The organism is Clostridium frigoris (assembly GCF_018861865.1).
Lineage (GTDB): Bacteria > Bacillota > Clostridia > Clostridiales > Clostridiaceae > Clostridium_AD > Clostridium_AD frigoris.
In genome coordinates this window covers 60,146-78,758 of sequence record NZ_JAHLDV010000008.1, presented here as the reverse complement: position 1 = coordinate 78,758, position 18,613 = coordinate 60,146, and the positions used below count along the sequence as shown (strand labels likewise).

The window sequence follows — 18,613 nt, the reverse complement described above, 5'->3', positions numbered from 1 at the left end:
CTTTGAGTAAGATAACAATTATAAATTGAATCCTCTCATATATTAGTTATATAATTTGCTAAATAGAATAAAAATTAATATTTATCTTTGCTACAATTACTACTATACAACAACGGATAATAATTATCAAGTAAAATTTAATGTCTTTTAAGAAAGAGTTCGGCAATATTCGACAATTGGATCAAATTAGAATGTCCTCAATTCCATTTAAATCTTTTATTTGAAACAGATTTTTATTAAAATCTATTAACCCATCACTTTTCATATTAACAAGTTCCCTTGAAAGAGATGGTCTTTGTACACCAAGATGCTCAGCCAAATTTTTCCTTGACATAGGAAGTACTAAATCTAAATTTTTTTGAATTTCATATTGAGATAATAAATAGTTAGATATTTTTTGTCTTAAAGTTTCAAAAGATAGTTCTTTAATTTTTCGATTTAATAGAAGGATTTTACTAGATAACAATTGCATGAAATTATTCAATACTATAGGATATGAGCTACACATAGATATAACATCTTTTTTTGAAATATAGAGTATTATTGAACCAATAGATGAGATTATAGTAGCGGGATATATATTTGTCTCTGAGAAAGCTATTGCTTCACCAAAAATTTTTCCTTTATTTAATTTTGCTAGGGTAACAATTTTTCCGCTAGCATAATGTTTTTGAACCTCTAGTTCACCTTCTATGACAATTCCTAATGAGTTACAGATATCACCCTCAAGGGCTACTATAGATGTGTTGAATTCATCACTATTTTTAGAGTTATCAGAAATTGAATAGTTTATATTTATAATTAAATTTTGAAGCTCTAGAGAAGTTAAACCTTTAAATAAAATACAGTGTTTTAAATTGTTTACTAAATTGTCCATAAAATCACCCTTAAATATTATTTTGGTAACATGAGTTACATACTATCATAAGTAATTTTAATATAATAATCATATACAGTCAATCGAAAACTAATTAGTAAGCAAATATATTTAAAAATTTGGGAGGTTTTAAAATGAAAAGAAATATCATTAAAATAGATGAAAGTAAATGTAATGGTTGTGGATTATGTATAAATGCCTGTCATGAAGGAGCTATAGAACTTTTAGATGGTAAGGCTAAATTAATAAGTGATGAATATTGTGATGGATTAGGTGATTGCCTGCCGGAATGCCCAGTTGATGCTATTAAAATAATTCAGAGAGACGCTGTGAGTTATGATGTTGAAGCTGTTTTAAATAAAAAAGAGCAAAGTAATAATAAAGAAGATAAGAAGGGTGAGCTACATTTTGGATGCCCTGGTACAATGGAAAAATCTATAAAAAGAAATATAAATTCTAATTTAAAACAAGCAAAAGCCATAGTAAACACGAACGCAGAAGAATCTGCGACTTCAATGCTAAATCAATGGCCTGTACAGCTAAAGTTAGTTAACTCAAAGGCAGAATTTCTAAAAGGTGCAGATATATTAATTGCTGCAGATTGTACTGCTTATGCTTACGGAAATTTCCATAAGGAGTTTATTGAAGGAAAAATAACTTTAATAGGTTGCCCGAAGCTTGATGATAATGAATATTATAGAGATAAAATTGCTGAAATTTTAGAAAATAATGAAATAAAAAGTATTACTGTTGTTAGAATGGAAGTACCTTGTTGTGCTGGTATTGTTAATTCTGTAAAGGAAGCTATGCTTAAAACTAGAGTAATAGTTCCGTATAAAGAGATAACTATTGGTATAAATGGAGTAATAATATAGTCTTGTTTTAATTATAAAATCATAACTAGTTTAGTCGTAAGCCTGCTGAGAAAAGCCTATATTATATAGTTATAATAATATAGGCTTTTTTTACTTTATAGTAATTTAACATATATAGTTTATCAAACACTTTAAATTTTTATTGTTTTAGTGTAAAATAATAGAGATTGATTATTAGATTATAAATGTAATATTAAAGTATAAATTTAATATTTGATTTTTTATCTATAATTAAAATATGTTATATGAGGTATAATTATGGAGAGAATTGATAAGCATAATTATTATTTGGATATATGCGAAACTATATTAGAGAGAGGAACTTGCCTGCGCAGAAATTTTGCTGCTATTATAGTGAAAAATGATGAGATTATGTCTACCGGATATTCGGGAGCACCTAGAGGAAGAAAAAATTGTTGCGATTTAGGTGTATGTAGAAGAGAAGAATTAAAAGTTCCAAGAGGGACAAGATACGAGCTTTGTAGATCAGTTCATGCAGAGCAAAATGCAATTATATCATCTAGGCGAAGTGATATGTTAGGGGCAACGCTTTATTTGGTGGGTAAAGAAGTAAGCAGCGGGGAATTAGTTGAAAATGCATCTCCATGTTCTTTGTGTAAGAGATTTATAATTAATGCAGGGATAGAGAAAGTTATAGTTAGAGAAGATAAAATAAAATACAAGAGCGTATTTGTACAGGAATGGATAGAAAATGATGACTCAATTCAAGGTGATGGTGGATATTAATTATGAGTAATTTCTATATTTTAGCAATTATTACAGCTTTAATTTCTGCTATATTTACACCTTTAGTTAAGAAATTAGCAATAAGGGTTAATGCCATTGATATTCCTAAAGATGCAAGAAGAGTTCATACGAAGCCTGTTCCAGTTATGGGTGGTCTAGCCATATATATAGCTTTTGTTTTAGGAGTAATTTTATATAATGGGATTTTAACAACCTCTCAAACGGGGATAATTATTGGTGCGACTATAATTGTAATTGGCGGAATTATAGATGATATTAAAGATTTAAGGCCTAGATATAAACTCCTTATACAAATTATAGGGGCTATATGTCTAGTTATGTCAGGTGTGAAAATATCAATGATAACTAATCCTTTTAGGGAGTTTTATCCTTTTATAAGCATGGGGTGGATTGACATACCAGTAACTATAATATGGATTGTAGGTGTTACTAATGCATTTAACTTAATTGATGGATTAGATGGATTAGCAGCAGGTATAGCATTTATATCATGTGTTACTTTAATGATAGTTTCAATACTTAGCGGAAGACTCGAACCTGCATTTCTAACAGCGGTCTTAAGTGGTGCGATTTTAGGCTTTTTACCATATAATTTTAATCCAGCATCTATATTTATGGGGGATACCGGCTCTCAATTATTAGGGTTTCTTTTAGCTGCTATTTCAATTGAAGGAGCAATTAAATCTGCGACGGCTTTTGTAATCGCAGTACCTATTTTAGCGTTTGCATTACCTATTTATGACACACTTTTTGCTATGATAAGACGAAAAGTTCATGGTAAACCTATAATGCAAGCGGATAAAGGACACTTGCATCATAGGCTCTTAGCCATGGGACTCAGCCAAAAACAAGCAGTTGTTATCATGTATTTTATAAGTGCTATTCTAGGTGGAATTGCCATAATAGCTATGCAAATCAGTACACAAAGGGCATATTTTTTATTAGCATCGGTAGGAGTTATTACTGTTTTAGTCGCTTGGAAATATGGTATATTTGAGCAAAAGGATTAAGTTATATATTATTGTATAGTTTCGTAGTTTATATGTGATAATAATTTAAATTTATTTAGGAGGTATCTGGTGGAGAATATTAAAATTATGGTCATATTTGGTACGAGGCCGGAAGCCATAAAGATGGCACCTCTAATTAAGGAATTAGAAAAAGTTCCTCAAATACAATGTAAGGTGTGTGTTACAGCGCAGCATAGAGAAATATTGGACCAGGTTCTTGAAATTTTCAACATAAAACCTGAGTATGATTTAAACATAATGAAGACAAAACAAAGTTTAACGGGTATAACGTGTTCTGTACTTTCTGGACTTGAGGAAATTTTTGATAAAGAAAAACCGAATATGGTGCTTGTACATGGAGATACTACTACTACTTTTGCGGCAGCGCTTGCAGCATTTTATAGAAAAATACCCGTAGGACATGTAGAAGCAGGTCTTAGAAGCCACAACAAATATTCACCTTATCCTGAAGAGATTAATAGAAAGTTGACTGGTGCCTTAACGGAGTTACACTTTGCGCCAACAACTATCTCTAGAGAAAATTTATTACGAGAGGGAATAGACGAAAAAAACATTTTTGTTACAGGGAATACAGTTATAGATGCTATGAAATATACAATAAAAGATAATTATGTTTTTGAAAATTGTAAGCTAAATTCAATTGATTTTAAAAACAAAAAAATTATAATGGTTACAGCTCATAGAAGGGAAAATTGGGGAATTGGAATTGAAAATATATGTAAAGCTTTGAAAATCATTGTTGAAGAAAACATAGATGTAGAAGTATTGTATTTTGTTCATCCCAATCCAGTAGTTAAAGACGTGGTTTACAGTATTTTAAAGGATGTTTCTAGAATACACCTGCTTAGTCCTATAGATACTAGGGAAATTCATAATTTAATGAAAAAATGTTATCTTGTAATGACCGATTCAGGAGGAATTCAAGAAGAGGCGCCTCATTTAGGAAAACCAGTCTTAGTTCTTAGAGATGTTACGGAGAGGGTAGAAGCCCTGAGCGCAGGAACAGTAAGACTGGTCGGAATAGACATAGACACAATAGTACTAGAAGCCAATAAGTTAATTAGAAATGCACAGAAGTATAACGACATGAGTAAATCAATTAATCCTTATGGCGATGGAAATGCCTCAGTTAAGATAGTGGATGCACTGGTAAACTACTTTAACGACAGTGCAGCAACCAAGGAGAAGATTTAACAACGTTTCAATTTAAATCTTATTGGATAAAACTAAGAATTAAATCCTTAGTTTTATTTTTTTTCATAATATTAATAAATAAAATAAAAGTTCGTAAGTCTGTATAAGTCATATCAAGTGTAATAACAGACCAGATGTCTTATCTTAATATAAGGTATTTGAAAGCCTAGTACTATTTAAATATGCTAAAAGAGATGTATATATGAAGTAAAGACTTGTGAATATAATATGAAATGTCAATTAGATAAAGAAAAAAGTGAATTATTAAAAATCATAAGTTGCAATTGTTCTTAAAAAACAATATAATAAAGTGGTAATATATACACAGTTAAACCTTTTGTAAATGTTTAACTAAATAAAATGAATATAACAAAGTTAATAAAACCCATTGACATTGGAACGTGCGATGTAATATTATGAATGTTAAGAAAGTTCACAATATTACTAAAAAATAGTTTAATTGAATAATATAAGTATAAACTTGTTGTTTAGTCGTAATAAACTATAATATAGAGGTATATAGAGGAATGACACTATTTTAACGAAAAAGTTAACGAATATGACTTTAAAATCCAATATATAAAACATTTTGGAGTTTTATTTATGAAAATTAGTAGACTATAATTACAATATTGTTAGAAAATAAGGAGAAGTAAAAGTGAATAGTGATTTTCGGAACATGTTTAAAAAAATTGCTATATATGATTTCTTTATTTCTTTGATTTTTATTATAATAATTTATTTTACAGCTAAATCATATGCATTATTTTTTTTGTTAGGGATAATAATAGCACTAATGAATCTTTATGTTAATGGTATTACGGTAGAGTATTCTCTTAATAGTAAAAATTTAAAAGGTAAAGGCATGATTGTAGCAGGGTCTTTTATAAGAGTTTTCTTAGTGAGTGTTATTGGGTTTGCTATTGGTAGACACAATATGTTCAATATAATTGCTTATATCTTCGGGTATAGTGCGCAGTTTATATCTTTAGTGTATTACGGAATAAAAAATAAAGACATTGAGGGGAAGTGATATAATGGAAAAAATAGTGCCGTTATTTCATATTAAATTCTTTGGTTACAGCATTGGGATTGTAGAAAGTATATTTATTCAGTGGTGCATAATAGCTTTAATAGCAATATTTTGTGTATGCTTTATAAGAAACTTAAAAATAATTCCTGATAAGAAGCAAAACATAATAGAAATGATTATGGATGCAATAAACAACCTTGTTAGAAATAATATGGGAGAAGAATATATGGGCTTTGTGCCTTATATAGGAACGCTAGCAATCTTTTTAGGCTTTTTAAATGTAACTGGATTGGTAGGTTTTGCACCTGCAACAGTAGATTATAGTGTATCATTAGCACTAGCATTAATAACATTCGTTGTTGTTCAGTGGTTTGCTATTAAGAAGATAGGAGTAGGTCATTATTTTAAAGGATATGCTGAACCATATGCATTTATATTACCAATTAATCTAATGGAAAGGATAATGCTTCCAGTATCGTTGAGTTTTAGGTTATTTGGAAATATGACTGCAGGTGTTGTAATATTAGATTTGGCATATACAAGTTTAGCTAGTTTGAATGGATTTGCTCAACTATTAGTCCCAATACCATTACATTTTTATTTTGATTTATTTGATGGACTTATACAAATGGTTATTTTTGTTATGTTAACTATGGTTAATATAAAAGTCATAGCAGAACACTAAATTTAGTTTTTAAAAATTAAGGAGGAATATATTATGGTTTTAGATTCAGCAGCAATAATTACAGGAATGTCTGCAATAGGTGCAGGTATTGCAGCAATAGGATGTATAGGTGGAGGAATAGGAACAGGTAATGCCGCAGCTAAAGCTGTAGAGGGTGTCTCAAGACAACCAGAAGCTAAAGGGTCTATAATTAGTACATTAGTTATAGGTGCAGCATTTTCAGAAGCTACAGCTATTTATGCATTCCTAATAGCATTAATTTTAGCATTTAAATAATATGGTATATATCAAAACGAAAAATTTTGAAATTAGGCCTAAAGGGGGCTTTAATAGATTATGAATTTAAACGCAAATGTATCTACAATTATATTCACAATAATAAATTTTATTATATTGTTATTTATCTTAAAGCACTTTTTTAGCAAGCCATTAAATAAGATAATGGATGAGAGAAGAAATGGAATAAACACATCTATTCAAAATGCTAAAGATAATGAAGAAAAAGCAGAAATTTCAAGAATAGAAAAAGATAAATTATTACATGATTCAAAGACAAAAGGAAGAGACATAGTAGAAGAGTATAAGGTTAAAGCGCAAAGTGTTTCTCAAGAAATCATTGATGATGCAAAAAAAGAGTCAGCTACAATTATTGAGAGGTCTAGAATTGAAATAGAAAGAGAAAAAGAAAAGGCAATAAGTGAAATTCAAAAGCAAGTTATAGATTTATCTTTAATATTATCTGAAAAAGCTCTTGAAAAGCATATTGATGAAAAAGAGCATAGAAAATTAATAGAAGATTTTATTGTTAAGGTAGGTAGCTAAAATGTATGAATACTTATATAAAAGATATGCATTAGCACTATATGAAGTTGCACAGGAAAAAGGTAAAGTAGAAGAATATTTAGATAATATGCGGCAAATTGTTTCACTTATTAAAAATGATGTTGATTTCCTAAATGTTATTAAACATCCTAAGATAGGCACATCTAAAAAAAAGGAAATGTTCACTAAAATTTTCAAAGGTAAAATCGATGATGGTTTGTTATCATTTTTGCTTATACTTATAGAAAAAGATAGAATATTGTTTCTTGATGCAAACCTTAAAGAAATGGAAAAAATACATCTAGAGCGTACCAATACACTACTCGCAGAAGTTAAAACAGTGATTCCTCTTATAGAAACTGAAAGGGAAAATTTGAGACTTAAACTAGCAAAGATGTATAATAAAAAAATTATTTTCGATGAAAAATTAGATAAAAAAGTTATTGGTGGATTATATATAAGAATCGGCGATGACGTTATTGATGGTACAATACAGAGCAAATTAGATGAAATGAAAAAATTAATGTTTAAATAGGAAAAGAGGTGAGTTTATGAATATAAAACCAGAAGAAATAACATCCATAATAAAAAAAGAAATCGAAGGTTATAAAAAAACAATTGAAACTGTCGATTCTGGAACAATAATTCAGATAGGTGATGGAATTGCAAGAGTTTATGGATTAGATGAATGTATGGAAAATGAACTTTTAGAGTTCCCTAGTGGCGTATTTGGTATGGCATTGAATTTGGAACAAGATAACGTAGGATGTGTGCTTTTAGGACCAGAAGAGGGAATCAAAGAAGGTGACATAGTAAAAAGAACTGGTAAGGTTGTAGAAGTTCCTGTAGGTGATGCTTTAATAGGGAGAGTTGTTGATGCATTAGGTGTACCAATAGATGGTAAAGGACCAATTAAAACTACAGAGACAAGACCAGTTGAGGTAATAGCACCTGGAGTTATTTCAAGACAATCAGTTAAAGAACCGCTTCAAACTGGAATTAAAGCAATAGACTCTATGGTGCCAATTGGAAGAGGACAAAGAGAACTTATAATTGGAGATAGACAAACAGGTAAAACTGCTTTAACTACAGATACTATTATAAATCAAAAGGGCAAAGATGTTATATGTATATATGTTGCCATTGGTCAAAAACAATCTACAGTTGCGCATATTGTTAATACACTATCTGAAATGGGAGCTATGGATTATACAATAGTTGTAGCATCTACAGCTTCGCATTCAGCGCCACTTCAATATTTGGCACCTTATGCTGGATGTACAATGGGCGAATTCTTTATGCATAATGGTAAGAATGTATTAATAGTTTATGATGATTTATCTAAACATGCTGTAGCTTATAGAGCTATGTCATTATTACTTCGTAGACCACCAGGTAGAGAAGCATATCCTGGAGACATATTTTATATCCATTCAAGATTGTTAGAAAGAGCTGCAAAACTTTCAGATAAATTAGGTGGAGGTTCATTAACTGCACTTCCCATAATAGAAACACTTGCAGGGGATGTTACTGCATACATACCAACAAATGTTATCTCTATAACAGATGGACAAATATTCCTTGAAGCTGAATTGTTCCATTCAGGGCAAAGACCAGCAATTAATGCTGGAATATCTGTATCAAGAGTTGGTGGGAATGCACAAATTAAAGCGATGAAACAAGTTACAGGAACTTTAAGACTTGAGCTTGCTCAATATAGAGAACTTGCGGCTTTTGCTCAATTTGGAACGGATCTTGATAAAGATGCTAAAATGAGGCTGGAAAAGGGTAAAAGATTAATGGAGATATTAAGGCAAGATCAATATTCGCCAGTACCGGTAGAAAAACAAGTTATGATTTTCTTTGCGGGATCTAGTAACCATCTTGCAGATATTCCAGTATCTCAAATAACACGATTTGAAAAAGAATTTTTTGAGTTTATGGATACACATCATGGAGAAATAGGTAAAACAATAATTACAAACAAAGTATTAGATGATAAATTAAAACAACAACTTACTGAGGCTATAGATGAATTTAAAGAAACATTCTCTATTGATGATAAGTAAAGCGAAGAGTTTAATCTATAAAGATAAGTAAAGAGAAGAATTTAATTAAAAAAATATAAGTAATCAATTAATATAGCACTTTTAAGCTATAATTAATTAGTCTTGACTATATATTATCAGAGCTAAATGGCATTGATAATATATAGTCAAGACTAAAGAGAGGTGAAACATGGCAGGTGCAGGGCTTGTTGCAATTAAACGAAGAATAAGATCTATAACAAATACTACGAAAATTACAAAAGCAATGGGATTAGTTTCGACATCTAAATACCAAAAGATAAGAAAAAAATTGGATGCTAATAATAATTATGTAGATAAGCTTGAGGAAGTTATGAAACAAGTTAAAGGTAATTATGGCGAGGATAGTATCTATATAAAAGGGAACAAAAGTAGTAAGAAAATGTATGTTGTTTTGACTTCGGATACAGGTCTTTGTGGCGGCTTTAATTGGGCAATAGTAAATGAATTGACAAGTAAATTAGAGAGTAATAAGGAAGAACACAGCATAATTGTAGTAGGTCATAAGGGAAGAGTTATATTTAAAAAGCTCAATATTGAAACTGTGGCTGAATATGTCGATATTTCAGATGTTCCTACTCAAAAAGAAGCCACTACCATTATTAATCATGCGTTCAACATGTACAATAATAATGAAATAGGTGAGGTTTATATTGTTTATAAAAAACTTATAACAGCACTGAAAAATGAAGTTAAAATTGAAAAGTTACTTCCTCTAAATTTTGAAGATGAAGAAAATACGAATAAAGAGTATGTAAATATTGAAGCAATAGATGAAAAAGCATTATATGAAATAACGACCTTATTTTTAGGTGGTAAAACACTAAATTCAATGTTACATTCAAAAGCAAGTGAGCACAAATCTAGAATGGAATCTATGGGATCAGCCACTGAAAATGCTAATGACATACTTGATAAACTTAATCTGAAATATAATAGAAGTAGACAATATTCAATTACGCAAGAAATTTCAGAAATAGTCGGAGGAGCGGAGGCTCTAAAGTAGAAAGGAGCGAGATTAATGGCAGGACATATAGGCAAAGTAGTTCAAGTAATAGGACCGGTTATAGATATAAAGTTTGACTCAGACAGTCTTCCTAACATTTATAATAGTATTGAAATTCAGATGAAAGATAGAGTAATTGTAGCTGAGGTTGAACAACATATCGGTGATGATATTGTAAGAGCGATAGCTATGGAAGGTACAGAAGGCTTAAGACGAGGACTAGATGCTATTGATACAGAGCACCCAATAATGGTGCCAGTTGGAGATGTGGTTCTTGGAAGGTTATTTAATGTTCTTGGAAAACCTGTGGATGAAATGGGTGAAGTTAAGGTAGATAAGTATATGCCTATTCATAGGTTAGCTCCAACATTTGCAGAGCAATCGGTTGAACCAGAAGTATTTGAAACAGGAATTAAGGTAATAGATCTTATAGCGCCATATCAAAAAGGTGGAAAAATTGGCCTTTTGGGTGGTGCAGGAGTTGGCAAAACTGTTCTCATACAAGAACTTATGAATAATATTGCAAAAGAGCATAATGGTCTTTCGGTATTTACTGGTGTTGGTGAGAGAACAAGAGAAGGAAACGATCTTTATAATGAAATGAAGGAGTCAGGGGTTATTTCAAAAACTGCTTTGGTTTTTGGTCAAATGAATGAACCACCTGGCGCTAGGATGAGAGTTGCGTTAACTGGTCTTACTATGTGCGAAAATTTTAGAGATCAAGGTAAGGATGTATTATTGTTTATAGATAATATTTTTAGATTTACGCAAGCTGGTTCGGAGGTTTCTGCACTACTTGGAAGAATACCAAGTGCTGTTGGTTACCAACCAACACTTGCTACAGAAATGGGACAATTACAAGAGAGAATCACATCTACAAAGCAAGGTTCAATTACATCTGTTCAGGCAGTGTATGTACCAGCAGATGATTTTACAGATCCTGCTCCGGCAACTACATTTACACATCTTGATGCTACTACAGTACTCTCGAGAGGAATAGTTGAACTTGGTATATACCCGGCAGTAGATCCATTAGAATCGACATCAACGATGCTTGATCCTAGAATAGTTGGTAGGGAACATTATGATGTTACGATAGAGGTTAAGCATATACTTGAAAGATATAAAGAACTTCAAGATATTATTGCAATACTTGGTATGGATGAATTATCTGAAGAAGATAAATTAGTAGTAACAAGAGCAAGAAAAGTACAAAGATTCTTATCTCAACCATTTACAGTAGCTGAACAGTTTACTGGAATGAAAGGTAAATTTGTACCAGTAAAAGAAACCGTGAGAGGTTTTAAAGAAATTCTTGAAGGAAAACATGATAAATTACCTGAAGCTGCATTTATGTTTGTTGGTTCTATAGAAGAGGCAGTAGAGAAAGCGAAGACTTTGGCTAATCAATAATGTTTTTTGGTAAGCAATTAGCCATTATGTTACTTATTTCATTTAAGATAACTAGTAAAAATTATTAATTAATCTTTAAGAATATGTACATAGGAAGGTCGGTGTTATTTTATGAAAAATCATATAAAGCTTACTATGATTACTCCTGAAAAGGAGTTTTATAGTGGTGATGTTGTGGTCCTTAACTCGCAAAGTGATGAAGGTGTATTTGGAATTCTTGCGAATCATATCCCTATGATATCTCAATTAAAACCAACTGTTACAACATTCACACAGGTTGATGGTAAAGAGTTGAAAGCTTTTACATCAACTGGTGTTTTAAGAGTTCTCAAAGGCCAAGTAGAAATGTTATGTAGTGCCTGTGAGTGGCCAGAAGATATAGATGCTCAAAGAGCAAATGAGGCTAAAAAAAGAGCAGAGAAAAGATTGAATGATGATAGTCAAGAAATTAATTTAAAACGAGCAGAGGGTGCTGTTTTAAGGTCGATTATGAGACTTAAGACAAAAAATTAGAAACTAAAAAAATGAAGATATTAATTTATCTTCATTTTTTTATGCTTAAAAATAAACTAAAGTTGATTTGATAGAAATTTTCAAATGATTTAAGCGGTTAAGATCAAATTATTTTAAGCACATTTTAATTGAAATTATATATATTAGTAGTATAAAGAAAAGATATATATAAAGTTTAATTAACGTTATACACCCTACCTATATTTTAAATAAAATAGCCCTCTTTGCACTTGTGCTGGGGGATAATTTTATTAATTGGATGAAAAATAAAAACAATTAGTTATAGAATAAAAAAGTAAATTATTGTCAAGAATTTGAGTATTGATAGTAATTTAAATTAAAGGGTAGGGGGACTAAAATGAGAAAAAAAGGTATAACGCTTTTGTGTATAGTACTAAGTATGATTATTTTGCAAATTAATGTTAGACTCACTAATGCACATGAAAATCTTAATTTATTTGATGAAATATTAATCCAAACTAAAAGTAAAACTGTAGAATATGGTCTAAAAACATGTTTCGAAACTCAAGAGGATCCGAAGGAGATTTGTAACTATTTAATTTCAGCATTAAATCTTAATAATAAAAAAATAATATTAAGTACATCTGATAATAAAGATTCATACTGTGTATATTTCTCAAGTGAAAGTTCAAATGGATACGTGGAGGCTTTGAAATTCAAAAACAAGAGTCTTATAACGATAAACATAAGTAACGTAAGTAGTGAAAATGGATTGGTATCTCTTAAAAATAAAGTTGGTGATAGCATTGGCTATAGAGGTAAAAATGTTAAATATTTTCAATACTTAAAGGCTAAAATTGAAGAAAACACTAAAAATGTAGAAATAAATAATATTAAAGCTATTAATCAAAAAATAATAAAAATTCTTAAATCTCATGGGACTGAAAATATTGAGACTGTTAGCTTAAATAATGGATTAAGTACTATGGCATATACAGCAAGATATGATGAGAAGGTAATTAATAACAAGTTAATTGATTTTAATTATGCTGTATGTAGTTATTCATCAGGAAAGTACATTATTATAGGTACACCTGAAATAATTACAACTTATTAAAAATTATCAATAATATGGAGGAAATGAATGGATAGATTGATTATAAAAGGTGGAAAAAAATTAGCAGGTGAAGTAAATATAAGTGCAGCTAAAAATTCTGTCCTTCCTATACTTGCAGCAACTATATTAAATGGTAATAATTGTACTATTGAAAATACGCCAATGCTAGAAGATGTATTTGTAATTTGTGATGTTTTAAAATCTCTTAAGGCTGATATTAGTATAGACAAAATTAATAAAAGGGTTAAAATAAATACTGCTAATATATTTGATAACGGAGCTAACGACGAATTAGTAAGGAAGATGAGAGCATCTTTCTTAATAATGGGTCCAATGCTTGGGCGATTTGGAAGTTTTAAAATTTCTCTTCCTGGTGGATGTAATATTGGAACTAGGCCAATTGATCTTCATTTAAAGGGATTATCTGCATTAGGTGCAGAAGTGTCGGTAGGCCATGGATATGTAGAAGCAAAATCAAAAAAACTAATAGGAAGTAATATTTATTTAGATTACCCATCAGTTGGTGCTACGGAAAATATAATGATGGCAGCGACACTTGCTCAGGGTGAAACAATAATAGGAAATGCAGCAGAGGAACCAGAAATTGTTGATTTAGCAATATTTTTAAGGGCGATGGGAGCGAAAATTGATGGAGAAGGAACAGATACTATAAGGATAATAGGAGTAAAAGATTTTAAAGAAGTTGTTCATAAGCCGATATATGACAGAATAGAGGCAGGTACATTTATGATAATTGCAGCAATAACAAAAAGCGTAATTAAAATTAATGGGGTTGATGAAATCCATTCAAAGCCAATAATAGCAAAGCTCACAGAAATGGGAGTAGCGATAGAAATTAATAAAAATAGTGTAATAGTTGATGGCAGGCAAATGTTAAATCCTATAGATTTAAAAACAATGCCATATCCCGGATTTCCAACTGATATGCAAGCGCAGATGATGAGTTTATTATGTACAGTAAAAGGTACAAGTATAATTACAGAAACCATTTTTGAAAATAGGTTCATGCATGCTGTAGAGCTTAAGAGAATGGGAGCAAATATAAAAATAGATGGTAGAAGTGCGGTAATTGAAGGTATAGACACATTTACAGGCTCAGAGGTTACAGCTACAGATTTGAGAGCTGGGGCAGCATTGATACTTGCAGGGCTCACAGCAGAGGGCACGACTACGATAAAGGATATATATCATATTGATAGAGGGTATGTCTCAATTGAAAAGAAATTAAGAGGCTTAGGCGCAGATATAGAAAGAGTGCATTTTAATAAATAATATAAGTTTAGTGAAATTTGAAGTTTAAATAAATAACAAATATGAAAAAAATTTTAGTTTAAAATAGGAGAATTGGAGTATATAAGATAACCATATATTCCGATTTTTTTATAATGTTATTTAAAATTCTATAAGGTTTATTATCCGATCTAGGTTCAACGGATTTAAAAAGTAATACTTTTTGTATTTATTTAATATGTATAGAGTAAAACTTGTTTATAACGAGAGGGAGAAAAAAATGAGAAAAGTTTTTAGTACAATACATTTAAAAAATATTTTTATATTAATCATTGCATTTATTGCGTTTATAATTATAACTTCTTTGTTAATAGTGGGGGTTGGAAATAATAAAAATATAAATATACACAAAGATGAAAATAAAAGCACTGTAATTAAATCAGTAGATAATAAAAGCGTTATAAAATATGATTTAATGCCAAAGGTTACTAAAGTTAAGGTGTTTATTACAAAGGAAAACACTATAAAAGAAGTTAATTTAGAAGATTATGTCACTGGGGTTGTAGCATCGGAAATGCCTGTTGGTTTTGAGATAGAAGCAATAAAAGCTCAAGCAGTGGCTGCGAGAACTTATGCTTTAGCTCATGTTGCTCAATTAGGTGGAGCAGGATGTAAAAACGGAAAAGGAGCTGATGTATGTGATACAGTTCACTGCCAAGTTTATATGACCAAAAATGAACGTATAAAAGTATGGGGAAGAGTTAAAGGTGAGGGATATTGGAATAAGATTAAGAATGCAGTTGAAGCAACGGCAGGTGAAGTTTTAACATATAATGATAACTTGGTAATGGAGCCATATTATTTTTCTACAAGTAGTGGTAAAACAGAAAATTCTGAGGATGTATTCACTACGAGTGTGCCTTATTTAAGGAGTGTAGAAAGCCCGGGCGAAGAAAAATTAAAAAATACTAAAAGTAGCAAAACTTTTAATTATAAAGAGTTAAGTCAAATTATAAACAACAATTACTACAATGCGAGAGTATACGCTTCTAACATTAGAAATCAGGTAATAATAATTGATAGAACTCAGGCTGGAAGTGTTAAGAACATTAAGGTAGGAAGCATAACTATGACAGGAAGTAAATTTAGAACAATGCTTGGTTTAAAATCATCAAATTTTATAATAAAGTTTAATTCAAGTAGTTTAGAAATAGATTGTAGTGGATACGGTCATGATGTGGGAATGAGTCAATATGGCGCAGATGCTATGGCGAAAAAAGGAGAAAATTATATTGATATTTTAACTCATTATTATCAAGGCACTGCCATATCTAAATAAAAAATCATATAAATAAGGCTGGTTATCCTATATAGAGGTTTAACCGGCCTAAAATTTTATGTGGATAAATCCACATATTTAAATAAAATTTTAAATATTTAAATCAGGAAATGGTAATATCTTGATTTATAAAAGGATTAAACATCTAAAATATTAAATAAAAGTAAAATAATTTAATAAAAAATGTATGTTTTATTAAATTATGGACAAAAATACAAATGGAGGTGTTTGTATGGATAAAAACTCAAACAATAAGGCGTTAAACTTTTTCAAGAAGGAGGGCTTCTACGTAATTTTATTTGTATGTTTATGTATAGTAGCTACAGTGGCATCTATAACAGCAAATAACAACAAGAAAATTACAAGTACTCAGGAAGCAGTACAAAAAGAACAAGCTAATGCAAGTAATGTAGCTAAAGTGAACCAAAAGGAATATGATGGTGCTCTTCAAGTGAAAAAAGAAAATATAGCTAAGACTAAAGAACTTAAACCGGTACCTAACACGAAAAATGTAGCAACCGCTGCAGTTTCTAGTTCAGTTAATGCTCAATTTGCAAATCCAGTAGCTAATGGGCTACTCGCAAGAGCATATTCAAAAGAAATTGATTCAGTAGTGTTCAAGACTGATGCAAGCTATAGAACAAATTTAGGAATTGATATCCAAGCTAAAACAGGTGAACCTGTAGTTGCGGTAATGGACGGAATAGTTAAAGAAGTTGGTACTGATGTTGCAGGTCAAAATGGAAAGATGGTTGTAATAGATCATCAAAATGGCCTGGTTACTAAATATACTAGTTTAAATGAAGAAATATTAGTAAAAAAGGGTGATAAAGTAAGCAGCAAACAGCAAATTGGTACAGTGGGAAACACTAGTTTAAATTCATATAAAGAAGTATATGGTTCTCATTTACATTTTGAAGTTTTGCAAAACAATTCGAATATCGATCCTGCGAAATATGTAAAATATGATAAATACCAACCTGGAAAAACAAAATAAAAACCAATAACCATCTCAATTAGTTGTTTTTCCGAAATATATGGTCAGATGACTAATTGGAATGGAATTTAAAAGCAAGGTATTGCATATTTATTAATATAGAAGGGTTTAGGAGGTAACACTTTGAAAGACTATATTGAAGACCGAGTATTAGAAGTTGCTAAGTATATTATTGAGTCAAAATCTACAATAAGAAGAACCGCAAAGGTGTTTGGGGTTAGCAAGAGTACTATACACAAGGATATGACGGAGAGATTACCGACATTAAATCCTAAAATTGCTAGTCAGGCAAAAACAATTTTAGATTTAAATAAAGCTGAAAGACATATCAGGGGTGGAAGGGCAACTAGACTTAAATATAAGGCAATTGAAGGGTAAAACATTTCAAATTATAACTACAAAAAAATATTATTGGTAAAAAAGGATATTTTTATGGATTTATGTAATAGAGTTTAGTATAATTTAATTATCTAATATACTAAAGAGCAGGAGTGAGTTTTGAGATGTTTTTTTTAAAAATGGGAACAGACATGGGAATTGATTTAGGAACAGCAACAGTACTTGTATATATAAAAGGAAAAGGCGTTATTTTAAAAGAACCTTCTGTTGTTGCCATAGATAGAAATAGCAATAGGGTACTAGCAGTTGGAGAAGAAGCTAGGCAAATGATAGGAAGAACGCCAGGAAACATTGTGGCAATACGTCCTATGAGGGACGGGGTTATTTCAGATTATGATATAACTGAGAAAATGTTAAAGCACTTTATAAAGAAGGCTTGTGGTAAAAGAAGAATATCCGCCCCAAAGGTTGTGATTTGCGTCCCTTGTGAGTCAACTGAAGTGGAAAGAAGAGCGGTTGAAGATGCAGCAAGAAATGCAGGAGCTAAAAAAGTTCAACTTATAGAAGAACCTTTAGCGGCAGCAATAGGAGCAGGACTCGACATTGGTAAAGCGAGTGGTAATATGGTTATTGATATTGGTGGAGGGACTACTGATATTGCAGTTATTTCTTTAGGGGGCATGGTTGTACGTGAGTCCATTAAAGTAGCTGGAGATAAATTTGATGAAAATATCATAAAATACATTAGGAAAAAGCATAAATTAATGATTGGTGAGAGAACCGCAGAGGACTTAAAAATCAATATAGGTTGTGCCTATAGACAAGATGAAGAAGAAAGTATGGAGATAAGAGGGAGGGACTTAGTTACAGGACTTCCGAAAAATCTCGCAGTAACATCCGAAGAAATGAGAGAAGCTTTAAAAGAGGCAGTATCACAAATAGCGGGATGTGCACATTCGGTGTTAGAAAAAACACCACCTGAGTTATCAGCTGATATAGCAGATAAAGGTATAGTTATGACTGGTGGAGGTTCATTGCTAAAGGGACTCGACAAGCTAATACAAGAAGTTACTAAAGTTCCAGTATATTTGGCTGAGGATCCGATATCATGTGTAGCACTGGGAACAGGTAAAGTATTGGAATATATGGATAAATTAGAAAATTCAGCTAGTGGATATAATAATTATTTATCAAAGTAAAAAGTGTAAACAAGCTATAAAAATAAGCAATACAATTATTTCAATAATTGTATTGCTTATTTTTTATATTTTTAAAATAAAAATCAAAGAGAATACCAATAATACT

Annotated in this window: 20 protein-coding genes; 19 read left to right on the top strand and 1 reads right to left on the bottom strand. The window is 30.8% G+C overall.

All coding sequences use genetic code 11. The features are described from left to right. Positions 1 to 181: 181 nt before the first annotated feature. On the bottom strand, positions 182 to 877 hold the full coding sequence (locus KPL37_RS06195) for a Crp/Fnr family transcriptional regulator (RefSeq protein WP_216146682.1): 696 nt from the start codon (positions 875 to 877) through the stop codon (positions 182 to 184). Between the two features lie 134 nt (positions 878 to 1,011). Here KPL37_RS06195 and KPL37_RS06190 point away from each other — a divergent pair, with 134 nt between their 5' ends. The 19 genes from KPL37_RS06190 to mreB all read left to right on the top strand — a co-directional run bounded on the left by KPL37_RS06190 (position 1,012) and on the right by mreB (position 18,507). After that, positions 1,012 to 1,752, top strand: coding sequence for an ATP-binding protein (locus tag KPL37_RS06190; RefSeq protein ID WP_216146680.1), 741 nt, complete (start codon positions 1,012 to 1,014; stop codon positions 1,750 to 1,752). Positions 1,753 to 2,010: 258 nt separating this feature from the next. Next, positions 2,011 to 2,499, top strand: coding sequence for a deoxycytidylate deaminase (locus KPL37_RS06185; protein WP_216146677.1), 489 nt, complete (start codon positions 2,011 to 2,013; stop codon positions 2,497 to 2,499). Between the two features lie 2 nt (positions 2,500 to 2,501). Next, complete coding sequence (locus tag KPL37_RS06180) at positions 2,502 to 3,530, top strand: MraY family glycosyltransferase (RefSeq protein ID WP_216146675.1); 1,029 nt, start codon at positions 2,502 to 2,504, stop codon at positions 3,528 to 3,530. Positions 3,531 to 3,617: 87 nt separating this feature from the next. Next, positions 3,618 to 4,745, top strand: a complete 1,128-nt coding sequence (gene wecB / locus KPL37_RS06175; RefSeq protein ID WP_216146846.1) for a non-hydrolyzing UDP-N-acetylglucosamine 2-epimerase — start codon at positions 3,618 to 3,620, stop codon at positions 4,743 to 4,745. 658 nt (positions 4,746 to 5,403) lie between these two features. Beyond that, entirely contained in the window at positions 5,404 to 5,778 is a 375-nt protein-coding gene (locus KPL37_RS06170; RefSeq protein WP_216146673.1) for an ATP synthase subunit I, read from the top strand. Between the two features lie 4 nt (positions 5,779 to 5,782). Further along, complete coding sequence (locus KPL37_RS06165; RefSeq protein ID WP_216146664.1) at positions 5,783 to 6,463, top strand: F0F1 ATP synthase subunit A; 681 nt, start codon at positions 5,783 to 5,785, stop codon at positions 6,461 to 6,463. Between the two features lie 33 nt (positions 6,464 to 6,496). Then, positions 6,497 to 6,739, top strand: a complete 243-nt coding sequence (atpE, locus tag KPL37_RS06160; protein ID WP_216146662.1) for an ATP synthase F0 subunit C — start codon at positions 6,497 to 6,499, stop codon at positions 6,737 to 6,739. Positions 6,740 to 6,799: 60 nt separating this feature from the next. Beyond that, the gene (locus KPL37_RS06155) at positions 6,800 to 7,285 is read left to right on the top strand and encodes a F0F1 ATP synthase subunit B (protein WP_216146660.1); all 486 of its coding nucleotides are present in this window, start codon (positions 6,800 to 6,802) and stop codon (positions 7,283 to 7,285) included. Position 7,286: 1 nt separating this feature from the next. Continuing rightward, positions 7,287 to 7,820 carry a F0F1 ATP synthase subunit delta gene (locus KPL37_RS06150; protein WP_216146658.1) on the top strand — a complete coding sequence of 178 codons (534 nt, stop codon included), beginning with the start codon at positions 7,287 to 7,289 and terminating at the stop codon, positions 7,818 to 7,820. A gap of 16 nt (positions 7,821 to 7,836) precedes the next feature. Further along, positions 7,837 to 9,354, top strand: coding sequence for a F0F1 ATP synthase subunit alpha (atpA, locus tag KPL37_RS06145; RefSeq protein WP_216146656.1), 1,518 nt, complete (start codon positions 7,837 to 7,839; stop codon positions 9,352 to 9,354). Positions 9,355 to 9,523: 169 nt separating this feature from the next. Then, positions 9,524 to 10,378 (top strand): ATP synthase F1 subunit gamma, encoded by an 855-nt coding sequence (gene atpG, locus KPL37_RS06140; protein WP_216146654.1) that lies wholly within the window; start codon positions 9,524 to 9,526, stop codon positions 10,376 to 10,378. 15 nt (positions 10,379 to 10,393) lie between these two features. Beyond that, on the top strand, positions 10,394 to 11,791 hold the full coding sequence (gene atpD / locus KPL37_RS06135; RefSeq protein ID WP_216146652.1) for a F0F1 ATP synthase subunit beta: 1,398 nt from the start codon (positions 10,394 to 10,396) through the stop codon (positions 11,789 to 11,791). Between the two features lie 111 nt (positions 11,792 to 11,902). Beyond that, on the top strand, positions 11,903 to 12,304 hold the full coding sequence (atpC, locus tag KPL37_RS06130; protein ID WP_216146650.1) for an ATP synthase F1 subunit epsilon: 402 nt from the start codon (positions 11,903 to 11,905) through the stop codon (positions 12,302 to 12,304). Between the two features lie 358 nt (positions 12,305 to 12,662). Beyond that, a complete protein-coding gene (locus KPL37_RS06125; RefSeq protein WP_216146648.1) occupies positions 12,663 to 13,382 on the top strand; it encodes a YwmB family TATA-box binding protein in 720 nt (239 codons plus the stop codon). A 27-nt stretch (positions 13,383 to 13,409) separates the two neighbouring features. Then, complete coding sequence (murA, locus tag KPL37_RS06120) at positions 13,410 to 14,675, top strand: UDP-N-acetylglucosamine 1-carboxyvinyltransferase (protein WP_216146645.1); 1,266 nt, start codon at positions 13,410 to 13,412, stop codon at positions 14,673 to 14,675. Positions 14,676 to 14,913: 238 nt separating this feature from the next. Then, the gene (gene spoIID, locus KPL37_RS06115; protein WP_216146635.1) at positions 14,914 to 15,972 is read left to right on the top strand and encodes a stage II sporulation protein D; all 1,059 of its coding nucleotides are present in this window, start codon (positions 14,914 to 14,916) and stop codon (positions 15,970 to 15,972) included. A 232-nt stretch (positions 15,973 to 16,204) separates the two neighbouring features. Next, a complete protein-coding gene (locus KPL37_RS06110) occupies positions 16,205 to 16,969 on the top strand; it encodes a M23 family metallopeptidase (RefSeq protein WP_216146633.1) in 765 nt (254 codons plus the stop codon). Positions 16,970 to 17,092: 123 nt separating this feature from the next. Next, a complete protein-coding gene (gene spoIIID, locus KPL37_RS06105) occupies positions 17,093 to 17,347 on the top strand; it encodes a sporulation transcriptional regulator SpoIIID (RefSeq protein WP_216146631.1) in 255 nt (84 codons plus the stop codon). 125 nt (positions 17,348 to 17,472) lie between these two features. After that, positions 17,473 to 18,507, top strand: a complete 1,035-nt coding sequence (mreB, locus tag KPL37_RS06100; protein ID WP_216146629.1) for a rod shape-determining protein — start codon at positions 17,473 to 17,475, stop codon at positions 18,505 to 18,507. Positions 18,508 to 18,613 lie beyond the last annotated feature (106 nt).

Bases quoted from the DNA above. Each gene is read 5' to 3' on its own strand.
- atpG (WP_216146654.1), top strand. From the start codon at position 9,524: ATGGCAGGTGCAGGGCTTGTTGCAATTAAACGAAGAATAAGATCTATA.
- KPL37_RS06150 (WP_216146658.1), top strand. From the start codon at position 7,287: ATGTATGAATACTTATATAAAAGATATGCATTAGCACTATATGAAGTT.
- wecB (WP_216146846.1), top strand. From the start codon at position 3,618: ATGGTCATATTTGGTACGAGGCCGGAAGCCATAAAGATGGCACCTCTA.
- atpA (WP_216146656.1), top strand. From the start codon at position 7,837: ATGAATATAAAACCAGAAGAAATAACATCCATAATAAAAAAAGAAATC.
- spoIID (WP_216146635.1), top strand. From the start codon at position 14,914: ATGAGAAAAGTTTTTAGTACAATACATTTAAAAAATATTTTTATATTA.
- KPL37_RS06110 (WP_216146633.1), top strand. From the start codon at position 16,205: ATGGATAAAAACTCAAACAATAAGGCGTTAAACTTTTTCAAGAAGGAG.
- KPL37_RS06185 (WP_216146677.1), top strand. From the start codon at position 2,011: ATGGAGAGAATTGATAAGCATAATTATTATTTGGATATATGCGAAACT.
- atpD (WP_216146652.1), top strand. From the start codon at position 10,394: ATGGCAGGACATATAGGCAAAGTAGTTCAAGTAATAGGACCGGTTATA.
- KPL37_RS06155 (WP_216146660.1), top strand. From the start codon at position 6,800: ATGAATTTAAACGCAAATGTATCTACAATTATATTCACAATAATAAAT.
- atpE (WP_216146662.1), top strand. From the start codon at position 6,497: ATGGTTTTAGATTCAGCAGCAATAATTACAGGAATGTCTGCAATAGGT.
- KPL37_RS06195 (WP_216146682.1), bottom strand. From the start codon at position 877: ATGGACAATTTAGTAAACAATTTAAAACACTGTATTTTATTTAAAGGT.
- murA (WP_216146645.1), top strand. From the start codon at position 13,410: ATGGATAGATTGATTATAAAAGGTGGAAAAAAATTAGCAGGTGAAGTA.
- mreB (WP_216146629.1), top strand. From the start codon at position 17,473: ATGTTTTTTTTAAAAATGGGAACAGACATGGGAATTGATTTAGGAACA.
- atpC (WP_216146650.1), top strand. From the start codon at position 11,903: ATGAAAAATCATATAAAGCTTACTATGATTACTCCTGAAAAGGAGTTT.
- KPL37_RS06165 (WP_216146664.1), top strand. From the start codon at position 5,783: ATGGAAAAAATAGTGCCGTTATTTCATATTAAATTCTTTGGTTACAGC.
- KPL37_RS06125 (WP_216146648.1), top strand. From the start codon at position 12,663: ATGAGAAAAAAAGGTATAACGCTTTTGTGTATAGTACTAAGTATGATT.
- KPL37_RS06180 (WP_216146675.1), top strand. From the start codon at position 2,502: ATGAGTAATTTCTATATTTTAGCAATTATTACAGCTTTAATTTCTGCT.
- KPL37_RS06190 (WP_216146680.1), top strand. From the start codon at position 1,012: ATGAAAAGAAATATCATTAAAATAGATGAAAGTAAATGTAATGGTTGT.